Source organism: Polaribacter sp. IC066 (assembly GCF_007997085.1).
Taxonomy (GTDB): Bacteria; Bacteroidota; Bacteroidia; order Flavobacteriales; family Flavobacteriaceae; genus Polaribacter.
This window is the reverse complement of sequence record NZ_VORR01000006.1, coordinates 60,511-78,272: the sequence shown is the minus strand read 5'-3', so window position 1 is coordinate 78,272 and position 17,762 is coordinate 60,511. Positions and strand designations below refer to the sequence as shown.

15 protein-coding genes and 2 pseudogenes are annotated in these 17,762 nt (G+C 30.6%); 10 read left to right on the top strand and 7 right to left on the bottom strand.

The annotated features are described in order from the left end of the window. Window positions 1-26 precede the first annotated feature (26 nt). The 6 genes and pseudogenes from ES044_RS03230 (at window position 27) to ES044_RS03205 (ending at window position 6,755) form a co-directional block, all read left to right on the top strand. The gene (locus ES044_RS03230) at window positions 27-449 is read left to right on the top strand and encodes a response regulator (protein ID WP_147119677.1); all 423 of its coding nucleotides are present in this window, start codon (window positions 27-29) and stop codon (window positions 447-449) included. A gap of 35 nt (window positions 450-484) precedes the next feature. Then, a complete protein-coding gene (locus tag ES044_RS03225) occupies window positions 485-799 on the top strand; it encodes an Hpt domain-containing protein (RefSeq protein ID WP_147119676.1) in 315 nt (104 codons plus the stop codon). A 48-nt stretch (window positions 800-847) separates the two neighbouring features. Beyond that, window positions 848-1,544, top strand: a pseudogene (locus ES044_RS19425) (LytR/AlgR family response regulator transcription factor). A gap of 386 nt (window positions 1,545-1,930) precedes the next feature. Beyond that, entirely contained in the window at window positions 1,931-3,322 is a 1,392-nt protein-coding gene (locus ES044_RS03215; protein WP_147119675.1) for a DUF1800 family protein, read from the top strand. 9 nt (window positions 3,323-3,331) lie between these two features. Beyond that, a complete protein-coding gene (locus ES044_RS03210) occupies window positions 3,332-4,522 on the top strand; it encodes a DUF1501 domain-containing protein (protein ID WP_147119674.1) in 1,191 nt (396 codons plus the stop codon). Between the two features lie 646 nt (window positions 4,523-5,168). Beyond that, the gene (locus ES044_RS03205) at window positions 5,169-6,755 is read left to right on the top strand and encodes a solute:sodium symporter family transporter (RefSeq protein WP_147119673.1); all 1,587 of its coding nucleotides are present in this window, start codon (window positions 5,169-5,171) and stop codon (window positions 6,753-6,755) included. A gap of 191 nt (window positions 6,756-6,946) precedes the next feature. Here ES044_RS03205 and ES044_RS03200 read toward each other — a convergent pair whose 3' ends face one another. Beyond that, window positions 6,947-7,951, bottom strand: coding sequence for an endonuclease (locus ES044_RS03200; protein ID WP_147186883.1), 1,005 nt, complete (start codon window positions 7,949-7,951; stop codon window positions 6,947-6,949). Between the two features lie 778 nt (window positions 7,952-8,729). Between ES044_RS03200 and ES044_RS03195 the strand changes: the two genes are divergently transcribed. The 3 genes from ES044_RS03195 (at window position 8,730) to hflX (ending at window position 11,521) form a co-directional block, all read left to right on the top strand. Beyond that, on the top strand, window positions 8,730-9,422 hold the full coding sequence (locus ES044_RS03195) for a DUF2490 domain-containing protein (protein WP_147119671.1): 693 nt from the start codon (window positions 8,730-8,732) through the stop codon (window positions 9,420-9,422). 36 nt (window positions 9,423-9,458) lie between these two features. Next, window positions 9,459-10,217, top strand: coding sequence for a carbonic anhydrase family protein (locus ES044_RS03190; RefSeq protein ID WP_147119670.1), 759 nt, complete (start codon window positions 9,459-9,461; stop codon window positions 10,215-10,217). Between the two features lie 89 nt (window positions 10,218-10,306). After that, window positions 10,307-11,521: a GTPase HflX gene (gene hflX, locus ES044_RS03185; protein ID WP_147119669.1), complete on the top strand. Its 1,215-nt coding sequence runs from the start codon at window positions 10,307-10,309 to the stop codon at window positions 11,519-11,521. 692 nt (window positions 11,522-12,213) lie between these two features. Here the strand turns inward: hflX and ES044_RS03180 are convergent. From ES044_RS03180 to ES044_RS03155, 6 genes and pseudogenes are all read right to left on the bottom strand, one after another. Further along, window positions 12,214-13,285, bottom strand: a pseudogene (locus ES044_RS03180) (CNNM domain-containing protein). An 86-nt stretch (window positions 13,286-13,371) separates the two neighbouring features. Further along, entirely contained in the window at window positions 13,372-14,313 is a 942-nt protein-coding gene (locus ES044_RS03175; RefSeq protein ID WP_147119667.1) for a DUF3078 domain-containing protein, read from the bottom strand. A 58-nt stretch (window positions 14,314-14,371) separates the two neighbouring features. Continuing rightward, complete coding sequence (locus tag ES044_RS03170) at window positions 14,372-15,235, bottom strand: DUF3078 domain-containing protein (RefSeq protein WP_147119666.1); 864 nt, start codon at window positions 15,233-15,235, stop codon at window positions 14,372-14,374. A 51-nt stretch (window positions 15,236-15,286) separates the two neighbouring features. Then, entirely contained in the window at window positions 15,287-15,796 is a 510-nt protein-coding gene (locus ES044_RS03165; RefSeq protein ID WP_147119665.1) for a DUF2480 family protein, read from the bottom strand. A 115-nt stretch (window positions 15,797-15,911) separates the two neighbouring features. Then, the gene (locus tag ES044_RS03160; RefSeq protein WP_147119664.1) at window positions 15,912-16,232 is read right to left on the bottom strand and encodes a DUF59 domain-containing protein; all 321 of its coding nucleotides are present in this window, start codon (window positions 16,230-16,232) and stop codon (window positions 15,912-15,914) included. A gap of 1 nt (window position 16,233) precedes the next feature. After that, window positions 16,234-16,659: a SufE family protein gene (locus ES044_RS03155; protein WP_147119663.1), complete on the bottom strand. Its 426-nt coding sequence runs from the start codon at window positions 16,657-16,659 to the stop codon at window positions 16,234-16,236. 173 nt (window positions 16,660-16,832) lie between these two features. On the opposite strand from ES044_RS03155, the gene ES044_RS03150 reads away from it, so the two are divergent. Further along, window positions 16,833-17,762, top strand: a complete 930-nt coding sequence (locus ES044_RS03150; protein ID WP_147119662.1) for a PfkB family carbohydrate kinase — start codon at window positions 16,833-16,835, stop codon at window positions 17,760-17,762.

Genomic DNA, 17,762 nt, shown 5'->3' with positions numbered 1-17,762 from the left:
TTTGTTGATAACTAAAAACAACTAGAATGAAATCCCTTTCAATACTTTTAGTGGATGATGATAAAATTGAACGCTTAAAGTTTAAGAAAGTTTGCCAGAAATTTGATTTCGAAAGTATTATTCTTGAAGCAATTAATGGAGAGAATGCTCTAAAACTTCTAGAAGATTATAAAGTTTCTTTTGATTTGATTGTTTCTGATTTAAATATGCCTAGGATGTATGGATTTCAGTTTCTGGTAGCGTTAAGAAGTAATCCAAAATTTAAATATATTCCAGTAGTAATCATGCCTACATCAGAAAGTAAAAGTGATTTAGAAAGGTGTTATAGGTTGGGTGTTTCGGGTTGCTTTAAAAAACCGTTAAAATATTCAGAATATATTAATAAAGTGGTTACTGTTTTAGAATATTGGGGAAAAGTAAGTCTGTTATTTAGGGTACGTATTACCTGAAAAATATTTAATTAATATTTGTCCTTTTATATCTGTTGATAAACAACGCTAGTATATTTTTAAGGGAGAAGCCTTACTCATCTTTTATCAAAGAAATATCAGGAGACGATCTTGAATTTGAAAATAATATTTTAACCATTATTAGGGAAGAGTTTCTTGGTGAGGCTGAGCGGTATAATAAAAGCTTTAAAGAACAAAGTTACACAGAGGCTTCTAATAGCGTGCATAAAATAAAACATAAAATAAGTTTGTTGAGTTTGCATAAAGGATTAGAAATAGATTCTGTTTATGAAATAGCTTTAAAATTAGGAAACACAGATTTACACAATAATTTTATAGAAATTTTATAAAAAATTCGTATTTATTTATACGATTAAGTAGTACATCGATTTATAAAAATAGACTGTATAATAATAGATGATGACCCAACAGCAAGGTTAATAACAAGACAGCATTGCTTAAAATCGGAACAAATAAATGTTCTAGAAGAATTTTCATCCGCAATAGACGCAAAAAAGTATTTAAATACAACTAAAGTTGATTTAGTGTATTTAGATATTCATATACCTACTTTTCGGGTTTTGATTTTATTTAAACATTAAAAAACCCACCAAGAATAGTTTTAACCACTTCAGATAAAGAGCTTGTATTACAGGGTTTTGAGTATAATAATGTGGTAGATTATTTGGTGAAACCAATTACAAAAGACAGATTTCAGAAATCTTTAGATAGGTTAAACCCCTTATCTAATGTAATAGAATCTAAATCAGAAATTAAAAGAAAGAAAGACTTTATTTATGTAAATGTAGACAGAAGACTTGTAAAAGTAAGTATACCAAGTATTTATTTAATTGAAGCAAAAGGAGATTATATAAATATGAAAATAGAAAATAAAAATTATATGGTCCATTCTACTTTAAGAAAAATCGAAGATAAATTGCATTTAGATTCATTTTTAAAGTAAATAAATCTTTTATTATCAATATTTTATAAATTATAGATATTGGGTATAATACAATTTTAATTAGAAAAGAAGTGATACCTGTAAGTAGGTCAAATAAAAGTGAATTGATGAAAATGTTAAATTTATTATAATGTTACTCGCTGTTAAACGAAGATTTTGCGTCGTTCGTCTATTGAAAACCTATGTTTAATCGAATTTAAGTAAATAAATGTTAATTCTAATCCTTTCTTTGTATTATTATAATCAACATTTATAAGTTGGGGGATTTATAAATTGTAAAAAAGGACTGATTTATCAGTCCTTTTTTTATTTACACTATATTTTTTTTCATACAAGCTTTCTTTTTTTACTTCAATTTGATGGTGGATATATTATTCTCCTTTTTAGGGAATTTTTTCCTAATTTTATTTTCTAATAGATTTATATATAGTTAGAGTGCGAGAGTTAGTATTTGTTTTTGCGTGCTATTTTAAACTATTTATCTTTTTTTTTGTCTAAATCATATAATTATGAGATTATGAAGCAAAAACATCTTCAACATTTATATTGGCGTGCTAGTTTCGGTATTGGCGCGAAAGAAATAACACATTTAAAATCGGAACCTAAATCTAAAATTGTTTCTAAATTGTTGCTTCAATCTAATACATATGAACCTCTTCAGTTAGATCTTTCAGAGTTTTTAGAAGTTAAGTTTAAATCTAATAAAGAACTCAAAGAACAATTTACAGCGCTAGAGTTACAAGAACTAAAGCGTAAACAACAGAGAAAAGTAAAGGCATTAAATTATGCTTGGATAGAGAGACTGCGTCAACCTACTGCGCTATTAAGAGAAAAAATGACGTTGTTTTGGTCAAACGTATTCGTTTGTAGAGACAATGATATTTTTTTTATCCAACGATATAATAATATTTTAAGACAACACGCTCTTGGAGATTTTAGAAATTTTGTAAAAGCGATTGCTAGAGAACCCTCTATGAGTAAATATTTAAATAACCGACAAAATGTAAAAAGAAAGCCTAATGAGAATTTTGCAAGAGAATTAATGGAACTTTTTACTTTAGGATTGGGTAATTACACAGAACAGGATGTTAAAGAGGCCGCAAGGGCTTTTACGGGCTGGTCATTTAAGAGAAACGGTGATTTTTATGTAAAAGAAAAGCAACATGATTTTAAAGAAAAAACTTTTTTAGGAAAAACAGGAAACTTTGATGGTGATGATATCATTGATATTATTTTAGAACAAAAGCAATGTGCTCGATTTATTTGTGATAAGATTTACACCTACTTTATTAATCCTAAAATCGATAAAAAAAGACTAGAAGAAATTACAGCAGTATTTTATAAAGATTATAATATTGGTAATTTAATGGAATATATTTTCAAGTCGAATTGGTTTTATAATGAAGAAAACATTGGTGTTAAGATAAAATCTCCTTTAGAATTATTAGTAGGTATTCAAAAAGTAGTGCCCGTAACTTTTCACAAAGAACAGCAATTAATTTATTTGCAGAAAATGATGGGACAAACACTTTTATATCCTACAAATGTTGCGGGTTGGAAGGGTGGAAAAAGTTGGATAGATGCCAATACATTAATGTTTAGAATGAAATTGGCTTCTTTAATCTTGAATAATGCAGTAATTAATTTAGAGGAAAAAGGAGCCTTTGAAGATTCATTTGAAAAGTATTATCAAAAGACAAAAAACAGCAATAAATTTATTAAAACCACCAAAAATTGGGAGGTATTTGATGTCGAAAATAAAGAACGGAATGCGAGTCAGTTAACAAATCTATTAGTGCTTTCAAAATTAGATAAAGATACAGAGGCCTTTTTAGAAAGTTTACAGATAAAATCGAATAGAAATTTTTGCGTTCAGTTAATGTCAATTCCAGAATATCAACTTTGTTAATCTAAAACTATGGAAAGAAGAGATTTTTTAAAACAAAGCACCTTAGCAAGCAGTCTTTTTTTTGTTCCGAATTTTGTAAAAGCTTTCGAGAATATATCAAAAAATACGTCTCAACATAAAAAACTAGTAATTATTCAGTTATCGGGTGGAAATGACGGTTTAAATACTATTATCCCTTATACAAATGATATTTATTATAGAAATAGACCAAAGCTTTCGATTTCTAAAAATGATGTAATAAAAGCTACAGATATGCTAGGTTTTCATCAAAATTTAGCGCCTTTAAAAAATTTATATGATCAGGGATACCTTTCAATAATTAACAATGTAGGATATCCGAATCCGAATAGATCTCATTTTAGGTCTACAGATATTTGGCAGACAGCAGGTAATTCAGATGAATATATAAATTCAGGTTGGGTTGGCAGATTTATAGAGAAATATGGTAAAAATCCGTATGCTGGTATTGAGTTAGACGATAGCCTCTCGTTACTTATGAAAGGAGAAAATATGAATGGAATCGCCACAAAAAATCCAAAGATTTTATTTGGTAATACGAATACTCCTTTTTTTAAGAAAGTTTTAAAACAACAAACAGCAGAACATTTGAGCGAGCATAATTTAGGATATTTATATAAAACGATGATTGAAGCAAAGTCATCTGCAAAGTATATTTATGAAACTTCAAAAACCTATAAAAGTAATTTCGAATATCCGAATAATCCTTTTGGAAAACAGTTAAAAACAGCCGCAGAGTTTATTAATTCTGGTTTAAACACCAAAGTGTATTACGCTTCTATGGGCGGTTTTGATACGCATGCAAACCAGGTAAATAGGCACAGTAAATTGCTAACAACATATAGTGAATCTATAGAGATATTTATAAATGATTTAAAGAAAAGCGATACTTTTAAGGATACGTTAATTTTAACTTTTTCAGAATTTGGCAGAAGAGTGCAGCAAAATGCTGCAGGAGGTACAGATCATGGGGCCGCAAATAATGTTTTTATCATGGGCGTAAATTTAAAGAAAAAAGGTTTTTATAATGAAGCTGCTAATTTATTGAGTTTAGATGCGAATGGCGACGTAAAATACACGGTAGACTTTAGGTCTATCTACTCAACTATTTTAGACAAATGGCTTCAGGCAGATGATGCATCTATTTTAAATAAATCTTTTAAGAAGTTAGATTTTATTTGATAAAGATGATTTGTAATTTTATGTTTTTGAATTCAGCAGATTAAAATGAAATTTCAGCTTATTTTGGTGTAACTCAAAGAAATCATTAGCGTCCGACTAAAAATAGTAGAAGTTCACAAACCACTTTAAAATAATGGGTTTTCACTTATTTTTTAGAATTAATTTCGAAATTAAAAATATATTCTTGTTGGTTGTCTGATTTTAAGATAGTTGTAGTCTAGTCTTGGTTCTTGGCTCTAAAAGTAAAGATTGTTTCCTTTATCTGGCAAAAATGTAATAAAATATAAACTCCAACTTGTTTTCATGCTAAATACGGAACAGTATGATCACATTAAACAATGAATTAAAACAATATTCATTAGGGTTAAGGTACTACTTGTTGCGATGGTTTATGAAAAATTCTGCTATACAAGGGTGGGTACAAGGGGGGTAGTTACTTGCATTTTAGTCATAACCATTTATAAAAAATAAATTATTCTTGTTTTCCTAATGATGAAGCTTTTAGTTTTAGTCTGGTAATCTGAAATGACTATTTAGTATTACTTGATCCCTATATTTGATCGATTAATACCCCCAAGTCTATCTAATATTATTTAGATTTGCGAGTCTATCGCCAAATTATAATCAATCAACCAAATAAAAAAACATGCAAATTATTACATTCCTCGGCTTTACAATTCTTGTGGCAGTTATTGCGTATTTAAAAACAAGAAATACAGATGAAGATTCTTCTGATGGATATTTTTTAGGTGGAAGAAGTTTAACAGGTGTTGTTATTGCAGGTTCTTTATTGCTGACCAATTTATCTACAGAACAAATTGTGGGTTTAAACGGAGCAGCTTATAAAGAAGGAATTCTCGTAATGGCTTGGGAAACTTTGGCTGCAATTGCAATGGTTATTACGGCGGTTTTTTTATTGCCAAGATACTTAAAAGGCGGAATTACGACTGTTCCTCAATTTTTAGAAAGAAGATATGATAAAATGACTAAGACCATCACGTCTGGTTTATTCTTAACTGGGTACGCTGTTATTTTATTGCCGATTGTTTTATATTCTGGAGCATTAGCGATCAACTCTATGTTTAGTGTGCCAGAGTTATTAGGGGTTTCTAAAAATACTGCGCTTTGGATTACCGTATGGGGCATCGGAATTATCGGTTCTATTTATGCCATTTTTGGAGGATTAAAAGCGGTAGCAGTTTCTGATTTAATCAATGCTGTTGGTCTTTTAATCGGGGGTTTATTAATTCCGTTTTTTGGATTAATGGCTATTGGAGATGGAAGCGTTTCTGACGGTATAGCTACTTTAATTAATACAAATCCAGAAAAATTTAATTCGATAGGAGGGCCAGAATCCTCTATTCCTTTTGCAACTATTTTTACAGGGATGATGTTGGTACAATTATTTTATTGGGGAACAAACCAAGCTATTATTCAAAGGGCATTAGGCGCAAAAAACTTAAAAGAAGGTCAGAAAGGACTATTATTAGCTTCGTTTATAAAAATATTAGGTCCTTTAATTGTAGTGCTTCCTGGTATTATTGCCTATCATATGTTTGGTGATACTTTAGAAAATCCGGATGAAGCCTACCCAATGTTGGTTACTAAAGTTTTACCAGAGTATTTAGTTGGTTTTTTTGCAGCGGTTTTATTTGGTGCTATTTTGAGTTCATTTAATTCGGCATTAAATAGCTCTGTAACTTTATTTGGTATCGATATATATCAATCTTATATAAACAAAGAAGCATCAGAAAAACAAGTGGTTTGGGCGGGTAAAAAGTTTGGAATTGGGTTAGCCATTATTTCTATGTGTATTGCTCCTTTACTAATTTATGCTTCAGACGGTTTATTTGGTTATTTACAAGAAGTAAATGGTATTTATAGTATACCTATCTTAACAATAATTGTTGTGGGTTATTTAACAAAATATGTGCCTGCAATTGCTGCAAAAGTTGGTGTAATTTCTGGCTCTATTTTATATATAATTAGTCAATTTATATTAAAACCTATGGTTGGCGAAGAAAATTATCCGCATTTTTTGCACGTAATGGCAATATTATTTGTGCTAAACATTGTTATCATGTTGCTTATAGGTAAATTTAAACCAAGAGCAGTGGCTTATAAACAAGTCTACACAAAACAAGTAGATATTACACCTTGGAAATACTTAAAAGTTACGGGTATTGCAGTTTGTGTTATTGTAATCGGAATTTATATATATTTTGCCCAATAGACTTCTGAATAATTTAAATATAAAATTATTACAGCTTATTAATACATTGAGGAAGAAGATTAATATAATTTATAGGAAACCTTCGGTTAAGTAAAGAATGCTTTTGTTGTTATGATAGATGGTGCCCAAAAGTTACCTCTAAATTTGTGATCTATTGATAGCGCTATAAAGCACAATTGCATGCGAGTATTTTAATAATAAGGTATTTGTACTTTTTTTTCTAAAAATGCATAAACAGGAAAATAATCAGAAAATCCGCCTTGATACCAAGGACCAATATAGGTTCTAAAAGAACTTCCTTTTAGTTTCCCTTTAAATATTTTTAACCATTTTTTATTAAAGACTTCGGTGTGTTTAAAATAGAGTCCATGGTCTTCTTTTTCGAGAAAGTTTTTAGAAAAAATTATTTGGTCAAATAAATTCCACTTTCCTTTATAGGTTAACGATCCTGATTTTTCGCTATCGAGTAGGCTCTCCATAGGGTTAAAAAAATCATCCTTCACTAGATACTCATAAACACTTTTACTTTGCGGGTCGTCGTTAAAATCGCCCATAATAATAATAATAATAATAATTTTAGGGTTCATTTCTTTTTCTTTAATGATATTAATAATGTTTCTATTTGTTTCTGCTGCTGCAATTCTTTTATGTTCAGTTTCTGCTGTTCCTTCTCGTCTAGAAGACCAATGATTTACTAAAATATGTACCAACTCTCCATGTAAATTTCCGCTTACTTTTAAAACGTCTCTTGTATAATCTCTTGCTCCTTTATTATTTTCTAAAAAAGTAGGATAGGTGGTAGAATCTAATAGTTCAAAAGCTACTTTGCTGTACAAAAGCGCAACATCTATACCGCGTTCGTCAGGAGAATCGTGATGCACATAACCATAATGATGTTTTTTTAAATAAGATGAGTTGGTTAAATCAGATACTACTTTAGCATTTTCAACTTCTACCAAGCCAGCAATTGTTGGCAAATTGGTGGTGCGGTTTACCCCTAATTGAGAGATGACCGAACCCAATTTTCTAATTTTTACAGCATAGCGTTTAGGAGTCCATTTATTTTTACCTTTTGGTGTAAAATCCTCATCAGCAGTTTTAGGATCGTTAACAGTATCAAATAAATTTTCTACATTATAAAAAGCAATAGTCGTAAGATTTTTCTGTTTATGGGAAGCTGAAATCGATGGAAGCATAATTTTTGTTTTTGATAAAAGTCATAAAATAGTGTGGTAGCTGTAGCTCTTAAAAATATTGTTGAGTTAACGTTCATTTAACTTATTTAAGAGAATGTATTTATAATTTTGGCGCATATAAAATATAAATTAAATAATAATTGTATGAATAAAAACTAAAAGTTTAAAATTTGAATTAAAAAAAAATCTCAATTTGTATTGAGATTTTTTTTTTGGGTTTAAAGCTATAAGAATTCAATTGTTAAAGTAACGTTAAAAATAAGTTTTACCCTCTTTATTAATAGTATTACTTTTATATTTGCAGTAATAATAATTAAGCGTGTATTTTCGCAAAGAATTCATGCAAAGTTTTTCATTAAAGTTAGTTTTGGTTGATTAATTTAGTTGGCATCAAAAAATATTTTTGATGTCAACTTTTTTTTTCGGTGGCATTTCAGTAACTAGCAGAAATTAGAAATATGAGAGAGAGAAAAACAGAAATTTTCTGTCTATTAAAAAGCAATACGCACAAAACTAGTAGCCTCTTTAAAGTTAATTTAATAAAAGTTGTTTCAAAACTATGTGCTAGTATTTATAGAGGTTCTTATAAATTAAATGGAAGCAATATGAAAAAAAGATAAAATTAAAAAAATTTGAATTAATTAAAAAAAACCCAACGTATGTTAGGGTTTTTTTTGGATTAAAATTAGTGTAACTAATTGTTAAAATACGGTTAAAAAAGTTTTGCACACTTTTACAATAGTATTACTTTCGTATCTTTATCAAAAATATAAAGAACATGAAATATTTTATATATTTATTTGTGGCGTATGCTTCAGTTTTTAAAGTGTATTCTCAAGTAGATGAAAATCAAACAGGAGCCTGGTATATGTATTTTTACAATCATCAGTTTAAAGATTCTCAATGGGGAATTCAAGGAGATTTCCAGTATAGAGATTGGCAGGTTTTAGGAGACACTGAACAACTTTTATTAAGATCTGGTCTTACATACACTCCTAAAGATTCTGGTATCATGTTTACATTGGGTGTTGCTAATATTACAACAGGGCAGTTTGGCGATTCTGATGAAACATCAAACGAAAATAGAATTTATCAAGAAGCTTTAATACAGCAAACAATAGCAAGGCGTTTCCTAATTACACATCGTTTTAGATATGAACAACGTTTTGTAGAAAGTCAAGATTTTAGAACCCGTTACCGTTATAATTTATTTGTAAATGTTCCTTTTAATAGCAAAAGTTTAGCGGTTCCTAAAACTATTTACGGTGCTTTCTATAACGAGCTTTTTATGAATGGAGAAAGAAATATTGGTGGTAATAGAAATGTAGAATTATTCGATAGAAATAGAACATATTTCGGTTTGGGATATGTCTTAAACAAAAAAGTGAGGTTTCAAATGGGTTGGATGAACCAAACGACAAATGCTTGGAGTAAAGGACAATTGCAGTTCAGTATGCATCACAATTTTTAACAATAACAATTAAACATTAAATTAAATTATTTGCTCATGAAAAACAGTGTAAAGTATTTAGGAATTTTAGCAGTAGCTTTATCCGTTACAGCTTGTGTAACAGATAAAAAGACAGATGCATCGGCATCTAATATCGAAGTGGTTAGTCAAACGCCAATAAGAAGTATTTTAACAGCTGAAGAGCAGTTAAAAATGAGTCCAGATGAAATTATTGGAAGACTTAAAAAAGGAAATGAAAACTTTGTAAGTAATAATTTAACACAAAGAGATCATTCATCACAAAGAAGGTTGGCTATGATTGGGCAATACCCGCAAGCCATTGTATTATCTTGTGTAGATAGTAGAGTGCCAGTAGAAGATGTTTTCGATTTAGGAATTGGAGATGTATTTGTTGCTAGAGTTGCTGGTAATATCGAAAACAAAGATATTGTCGGGTCTATGGAGTTTGCTACCGCAGTTGCAGGATCTAAAGTGGTTATTGTAATGGGGCATACTTCATGCGGTGCAGTAAAACACGCCATAGATAATACAGATGCTGCTGCTATGGATATGATTGCGTTGCAAAATCTTTTAGATGAAATAAAACCTTCTATGGCAAATATAGTACCAGAAACAGGTGAAATTTCCTCTGGAAACGTACGATATATGAATGAAGTAATTCATAATAATGCGTTAAAAACGGTATTAGATATTAGAACTGCATCTCCTAAAATGGCAAGTTTAGAGAAAGAAGGAAAGATAAAAATAGTAGCAGCAGTGTATAACATGGCTACTGGTAAAGTAGATTTTATATAAAATTTTTGTTAAGATTAGTTTTGGTTGATTAATTTAGTTGGCATCAAAAAACAGTTTTGGTGTCAACTTTCTTTTTATCTTTGTAATGTATGATAGAACAGAAAGAAGCAATATCAGAAAAGGCAGTTTTAATTGGTGTAATCACACAGCAGCAAGATGAAACTCAATCTGAAGAATATTTGGATGAATTAGAATTTTTAACGGAAACTGCTGGCGGCGTAGTCGAAAAACGTTTTGTACAGAAGATGGAGAAACCGAACCCTAAAACTTTTTTAGGAACGGGTAAATTAGAAGAGGTAAAAGCATATATAGAAACCCATAATATAGGAACTGCAATTTTTGATGATGAGTTGTCACCAGGGCAATTACGTAATATAGAAAAGGTTTTAGATTGTAAAATTTTAGATAGAACCAATTTAATATTAGATATTTTTGCACAAAGAGCGCAATCTAGTTCTGCAAGAACACAGGTAGAATTAGCGCAACATCAATATTTATTGCCACGTTTAACACGTCTTTGGACTCACTTGGATAAACAAAAAGGGGGAATTGGAATGCGTGGACCGGGTGAAACAGAAATAGAAACCGATAGACGTATTATTAACGATAGGATTTTTCTCCTAAAAAAGAAATTGAAAACGATTGATAAGCAAATGGCTACGCAACGTAAAAACCGTGGGCAAATGGTGAGAGTTGCTTTGGTTGGTTATACCAATGTTGGTAAATCTACTTTAATGAACGTTATTAGTAAGAGTGATGTCTTTGCAGAAGACAAGCTTTTTGCAACCTTAGATACCACTGTTAGAAAAGTGGTCATTAAGAATCTTCCATTTTTAATGACAGATACTGTTGGGTTTATTAGAAAGTTACCAACGCAATTGGTAGAATCTTTTAAATCTACATTAGACGAAGTTAGAGAAGCAGATTTATTACTGCATGTAGTAGATATTGCACATCCTAATTTTGAAGATCATATAGCTTCGGTAAATACTGTTTTAAATGATATTAAGTGTGCAGATAAACCAACTGTAATGGTCTTTAATAAGATTGATGCGTATAAGCATGAAACGATTGATGAAGACGATCTTGTTACCGAAAAAGGAAAAGAGCATTATACATTGCAAGATTGGGAAAAAACGTGGATGAATGATTATGATGTAGAATCTATTTTTATTTCTGCTTTAAACAAAGAAAATTTAGAAGATTTTAAAGAAAAAACGTACGAAGAAGTAAAGAAAATTCATATTCAACGTTTTCCTTACAATGACTTTTTGTACTATGAATATAAAGAGGAAGATGAATAGTTCTTTTTTATTTTCAAAATAAAATTTATCCTGCAAGGTCTTTCTTTTAATCTTGCAGGTATTTTTTTGAATAACTGTGGATAAAAAATAAAAAAAACAATCTTTATAAAGTGAACTATGCGGATAACAGAAGCTTCAAAATTTTGCGTAGTGTACGAAGTTAATTTTTAAAGGTTCTTTAACCAAATTCTTATAATACCGCAATAAATCGTTTCTTTTCCGCTTACTTTTCCTCAAAAATAAGTACCTCAATAATGCGATGCTAATTGTTTTTAAATTAAATTAATAAAAAAATATTTTAATTTACTTGTAGGGCGCTATAAAACTAAATTAGTAAAAGACGTATAATTTACGATCTCAATATATTTTTTTTCTCAAAACAATTCTTCTAACGGATGTTAATTTGAGTCTGCTGAAGATTTTTGAATAGTTCGATGTTACACTGCCCTATAGACTCAAAAAGACATTTTTAAGTTTTATTTTTTTTCAAGACTTTATAAAGTTAAATCTGGGGGTAAAGGTGATGCTTATGTAACCTGATGTTGTAGCAATAAATTGTTTCTTCCGTATCTACTGTTATCGAGGTAAGATTATTTTTTATTACAAAAAACACTATGATAAAGCCTTTAATGATTGTGCTGAATGAAAAATAATAATCTAATTTATGAGTCTACAAAAAAATAAAATAGGATTTATTCGCTTTTATTTTCATCAATAATACCCATTCTTTTAGCACGATTTTCCCAAGATTTTCTTGCCAATTGTTGCAAATCTGCAACAGAGTCACTTTCGTCCATAATTTCTAAACCAAGTAAAGTTTCTATCACATCTTCTTGAGAAACAATACCACTAACAGAACCATATTCATCTACAACTAAAGCAATATGTTCTTTTTCTTTAATTAGTTTGTCAAATAAATCAGGAATCGATAATTCTCTGTCTGTAATAATGATATCTCTTCTAATAGAGGCTAAAGTATCTTCGCCTTTTCCATTAATCATCGCTTCTAACATATTATCCTTTAAAAAATAACCTGTAATTTCATCAGGATTATTTGCGAAAACAGGAATTCTAGAAAAGCGTAAGTTTTGATGTTCATTGTAAAAAGAGGCTATTGTTTGGCTTTCATCAGCAATTTCTAAAACAATTCTGGGTGTCATCACATCATTTACTTTGATCTCTTTAAAACCTAATAGGTTTCTGATAACTTTACTTTCACTTTCTCTGAATACACCATCTTTTTCAGCCATTTCTGTCATCACTAAAAAGCTTTCTCTACTTAAAACGCTTCCGTGCCCTTTGCCGCCAATTAATTTTGTGGTTAATTGTAAAACCCATAAAACACCGGTGTATTTTAAAGGAAAAATCATTACTTTTAATGCCTTTGAGCTAAAATTAGCTAGTTGTCTCCAATAGGTTGCTCCAATTGTTTTGGGGATTATTTCTGACGCTACCAAAATTAAAATAGTCATTATTGTAGATACAATACCAACCATTACATCTTCGGTAATTTTAAGACCTAAAATAGTTTTTATCTCTGTTCCGTAAATTTCTGCATAGGCAACTTTTGCCTGAACACCCACCAAAATGGCACCTACTGTATGTGCAATTGTGTTGATGGTTAAAATAGCGATAAGGGGTTTGTCTACATCTTTTTTTAAGGTTGATAAAGGTAGGCGTAATACTCAATAATACAGCTTCTAGTATAGAACACAAAAACGAAAAAAATATAGAAACAGTTGCATAAATTATTAATATTGTCATTAGCAGAAATTTAGAATGCAAAAATACGCAAAATAAAAAACCTCAAGAATTTCTTGAGGCTTATTAAGTAGTATATTTTTATTTTTTTAAAGCGAATAACTTAATCCAAATAACCAATAAGATTGTAATTTGTTGTCTACATTACTAAATGTTGGTGTTGCTTCTGTTGGGGTTGCAATTGGGTCGTAGTTTGTTAACGCGCTATTTAAAGCCTCTTGTTTATTATCTCTTAAACCAAGTTCAAAACCTAAACCAATTCCTTTCCATAGGGTATAACCAAAAGAGTTTGTAAATGTCCAGTTAGATAAATCGCCATTTTGATAGCTCTGAAAGACAGATATATTAGATTTTACGCTTAATTTATTATATTTAGCGGTGTAATCGGCTACAATTTTTGCGCCTAAAGAAGATTCAAAAATTGTGCTACCATCACTAAAAACAAAATTATAGTTTCCAGGATGCATCACAATCACTAAATTACTAGTCGGCGTCCATGTTAAACCAGCACCAACATCTAAATATCCAGGGTTGTTGTAGTTATCGATTATCGTTGTTCTGTATTCTGCTAAACCAGAGACCGCCCATTTTTTATTAAATTTTCTACCGTATAAAGAAGAAATTGTAAAAACGTCGGTAGCCGTCTCAAAACCTTCATCTCCAGTAATCGATTCGTCATCTAATTTTACCCAGCCAAGGTTTATGGTTGCTGAATTTCTCCAAAAAAAATTTTCTTCAATTAAATTAGCAAATCCGTTTACGGTAACACCTATATTACCCGCAGAAGCATTTGGTGCATTCCTAGCATACCAATTATTAAAACCAGATAAACTTGCACCAACAGTGCCAAAAGCACCTACACGCCAACCCGGAAGTGCATTTATTTTAGCTTGTAAAGCTTTTACTTCTTCTTGTAATTTTGCGATTTCTTCTTTTTTAGGAGCTTGTTCTTTTTTTAGTTCGTCGGCTGTTTGCGCTTTTGCCGAAAAGTTAATGCATATCAATAGGAGTATAATTGATAGTTTTTTCATTTATGTTGGTTTTTATACAAGCGTACAAAAATACACTTTTATTGTTTAGACAATAAAATTATTGATACGTCACTTTTTCATGAAAACTATAATTGACCCCCAAGCCAAATAGTTGTCTAAATTGAATTTTGCTAGAAGAGTTATCATCAATAATGGTGTGAAAAGTCATTTGCATATTTATATTCTTGTTTACTTTAAAACGAATATTGATTTGATAATCTACATCTATATTGCCTACGTTTGCTAAATAATCGGTGTACAAGGTAAAGACGTTTTCCATTTCTATATTGTCCATTACGCTAAACTTATAATAACCAGATAAGTTAAAACCCAAACTAAAAGCAGTGTTTCTGCCTTCATCAACCCCAAATTTACCAGAAAAGAAATCATTTACAATAGTATACCTTGCAGTGGCTGGAGCAATGTTTAAACTCAAATCATCAGACTTTTTCCATAACATTCCTGGACCAAAGGTTAAATATGCCGGAGCAAAGAACTCTGAAACCAATTGTTTTGGCTCATTTCTATAATCGAAACCTTTTGTATACTGTGTTCTAAAATTGGTGATAAATGAAAAAAACCAGTAGGCCGAAGTTTTGAGGCCAAACAAAGAGTTTAATTCAAAACGGTCATCAGTTTTACGATATCCTTTGTCGCCAATATGACTTAAACCATAACCAGAAATTATTCTGGTATCCCAGTTAATACTGTTTTTCTTATAATTAAAATCGTAGTTCACATTGATGTTTCCCGCAACCGTGTTTTCTCCACCAGAAGCCCAATTAGAAAAAGAAGATTGATTAAATATAAAAGCAAACCTACCATGAATTTTCCATTTTGGTTTTGGTAAAGTATCCCTTTTCTTTTGAGAAGAAATGCTTATGCAAAACAATAGAAAAAAAAGAAGGACAACTTTTTTCAAAATATCAGGGATTTAAGTAACAAAAATAGGATTATCTACTTGAAAACACGACTATTTCTTTGCCTTATATAAGGGTACAGTAGAACAAGCTTCGCCAAACATAATAGATTTAGCAGTAGGTTGTAGTTTTTCTATTAAAAAGGCATAGGCAGAATTTGGTATTGGTTTTTCTGCACAGCCTTTAATAATAACGGGTTTGTTGGTATAGTCTCTTAAATCTAAAAAACCTATTAATTCTTGGTAGATAACTGTTTCTAGTAATTCTAAATTACCAATAACAACTTTATTTGCAAACGGAATTACTTCTGCAGCAACTAGCATAAATGCCCAAGAAGGTATAATAGCATCTGCAGAACACGTTATTGCAACAAATGAATCTTTATATTGAGACCAATCGTGATTTTTAACAGATGCTCTAAAATCTTTCTCTTTTAAAATCAGCTCTTGAAATAACCAATCTTTTACATCAAACAAAATTCTTTTTCCTTCGGGATAAATCTCTTCTAAATCAAAAGTTTTAAGTGTGCTATTGGTTACTCTATTTATAATTTCTTCTTGCATGTTTTTGGTTTCAAAATATTATTCTCGATGCAATCACCCTCAAGACGCTAGTACTCTAACTGGCAGAAACTGAAAACTGCCAATGCCAATTTTTTTTTAGTTTTGAATACTACTCTTAAAGCATTCCTAATTCTAGCTTCGCCTCTTCACTCATCATTTCTGAAGTCCATGTTGGGTCGAAAGTAATTTCTACTTCGCAGTTGTTTAGTTCTTTTAAAGTTTTTACTTTATCCTCTATTTCTATTGGTAAACTTTCTGCAACGGGGCAGTTAGGTGATGTTAGGGTCATTAAGATTTTTGCATTATTGTCTTCTGATACAAAAACATCGTAAATTAACCCTAATTCGTAGATGTCTACAGGTATTTCTGGGTCATAAATAGTTTTTAAAACACGTATAATCTTATCTCCAATTTCTTCTAATTCTATATCTGTCATTTTAGTTTGCTAATTTAGTTTGTTGCGCAATTGCGTACATTTTTATTTGTTTTACCATAGAAACTAGACCATTTGCTCTAGTTGGCGATAAATGTTCTTTTAGACCTATTTTATCTATAAAGGTAGTTTCTGCCGTTAAAATATCACTTGGTTTCTGATCAGAATACACACGTAATAATAATGCTGCAATTCCTTTTGTTAAAATAGCATCACTATCTGCCGTGTATTTAATCGTTTCGTTCTCTAGTTCAGAAAACAACCAAACTTTAGATTGGCAACCTTTAATTAAATTCTCATCTAATTTATATTGGTCGGCAATAATCGGTAAAGATTTACCAAGATCTATGATATATTCATAACGATCCATCCAATCATCAAACATAGAAAACTCATCAATAATTTCTTCTTGTATTTCTTTGATAGTCATTTTTAAAACTTATTTTTGCGGTGTAGTAAACGCCTTTTATTTCAAGGCAAAAATACGATAAAAAAGCATTAATAATGCTTATTTAGATAGAAAGTAAATAGAGATTAACGGATTAAATTACTTCTTAACCTTGCATTGAATGCAGCTAATTTAAGAAGGCGAAAAATAGGATTATGAGCAAATTATTAGCAGTTGGTACTGTAGCATTTGATGCAATTGAGACTCCTTTTGGTAAAACAGATAAAATTCTTGGTGGTTCAGGAACTTTTGTAGGTTTGGCAGCAAGCCAATTTGGAGTAAAAACGGGTGTTGTTTCTGTGGTTGGTGGAGATTTTCCACAATCATATTTAGATATGATGAATGCAAAAGGCATTAATACAGAAGGTATTGAAGTAATTAAAGAAGGGAAAACTTTTTTCTGGAGTGGTAAATATCATAACGATATGAACTCAAGAGATACTTTAATTACAGAATTAAATGTATTAGAGAATTTTACACCAGTAGTTCCAGAAGATTTTAAAGATGCAGGCATTGTAATGTTGGGTAATTTACACCCTATGGTGCAAGCCTCTGTTTTAGACCAAATGTCAGAAAGACCAAAGTTGGTTGTTTTAGATACCATGAACTTTTGGATGGATATTGCTCTGGCTGATTTACATACGGTTCTAAAAAGAGTTGATGTAATTACCATTAATGACGAAGAAGCGCGTCAGCTTTCAGGAGAATATTCTTTGGTAAATGCAGCGAAGAAAATTCATACTATGGGACCAAAATATGTGGTCATCAAAAAAGGGGAACATGGAGCCTTGTTGTTTAATGATGGTAAAATGTTTTCTGCACCAGCATTGCCTTTGGCAGAAGTTTTTGATCCAACAGGGGCAGGAGATACTTTTGCAGGTGGTTTTTGTGGATATTTAGCAAAAACAGGAGATGTTTCTTTTGAAAACATGAAAAACGCCATTATATATGGTTCTAATTTGGCCTCCTTTTGTGTTGAGAAATTTGGCACAGAACGAATGCAAGAATTGACAGAAGATGAAGTGAAAAAGCGCTTGCAAGCTTTTAAAGAACTAACGCAGTTTGATATAGATCTGAAAAGTTAG

Bases quoted from the DNA above. Each gene is read 5' to 3' on its own strand.
- ES044_RS03155 (WP_147119663.1), bottom strand. From the start codon at position 16,659: ATGACTATCAAAGAAATACAAGAAGAAATTATTGATGAGTTTTCTATG.
- ES044_RS03215 (WP_147119675.1), top strand. From the start codon at position 1,931: ATGAAGCAAAAACATCTTCAACATTTATATTGGCGTGCTAGTTTCGGT.
- ES044_RS03175 (WP_147119667.1), bottom strand. From the start codon at position 14,313: ATGAAAAAACTATCAATTATACTCCTATTGATATGCATTAACTTTTCG.
- ES044_RS03190 (WP_147119670.1), top strand. From the start codon at position 9,459: ATGAAAAACAGTGTAAAGTATTTAGGAATTTTAGCAGTAGCTTTATCC.
- ES044_RS03195 (WP_147119671.1), top strand. From the start codon at position 8,730: ATGAAATATTTTATATATTTATTTGTGGCGTATGCTTCAGTTTTTAAA.
- ES044_RS03165 (WP_147119665.1), bottom strand. From the start codon at position 15,796: ATGCAAGAAGAAATTATAAATAGAGTAACCAATAGCACACTTAAAACT.
- ES044_RS03150 (WP_147119662.1), top strand. From the start codon at position 16,833: ATGAGCAAATTATTAGCAGTTGGTACTGTAGCATTTGATGCAATTGAG.
- ES044_RS03230 (WP_147119677.1), top strand. From the start codon at position 27: ATGAAATCCCTTTCAATACTTTTAGTGGATGATGATAAAATTGAACGC.
- hflX (WP_147119669.1), top strand. From the start codon at position 10,307: ATGATAGAACAGAAAGAAGCAATATCAGAAAAGGCAGTTTTAATTGGT.
- ES044_RS03210 (WP_147119674.1), top strand. From the start codon at position 3,332: ATGGAAAGAAGAGATTTTTTAAAACAAAGCACCTTAGCAAGCAGTCTT.
- ES044_RS03160 (WP_147119664.1), bottom strand. From the start codon at position 16,232: ATGACAGATATAGAATTAGAAGAAATTGGAGATAAGATTATACGTGTT.
- ES044_RS03200 (WP_147186883.1), bottom strand. From the start codon at position 7,951: ATGCTTCCATCGATTTCAGCTTCCCATAAACAGAAAAATCTTACGACT.
- ES044_RS03205 (WP_147119673.1), top strand. From the start codon at position 5,169: ATGCAAATTATTACATTCCTCGGCTTTACAATTCTTGTGGCAGTTATT.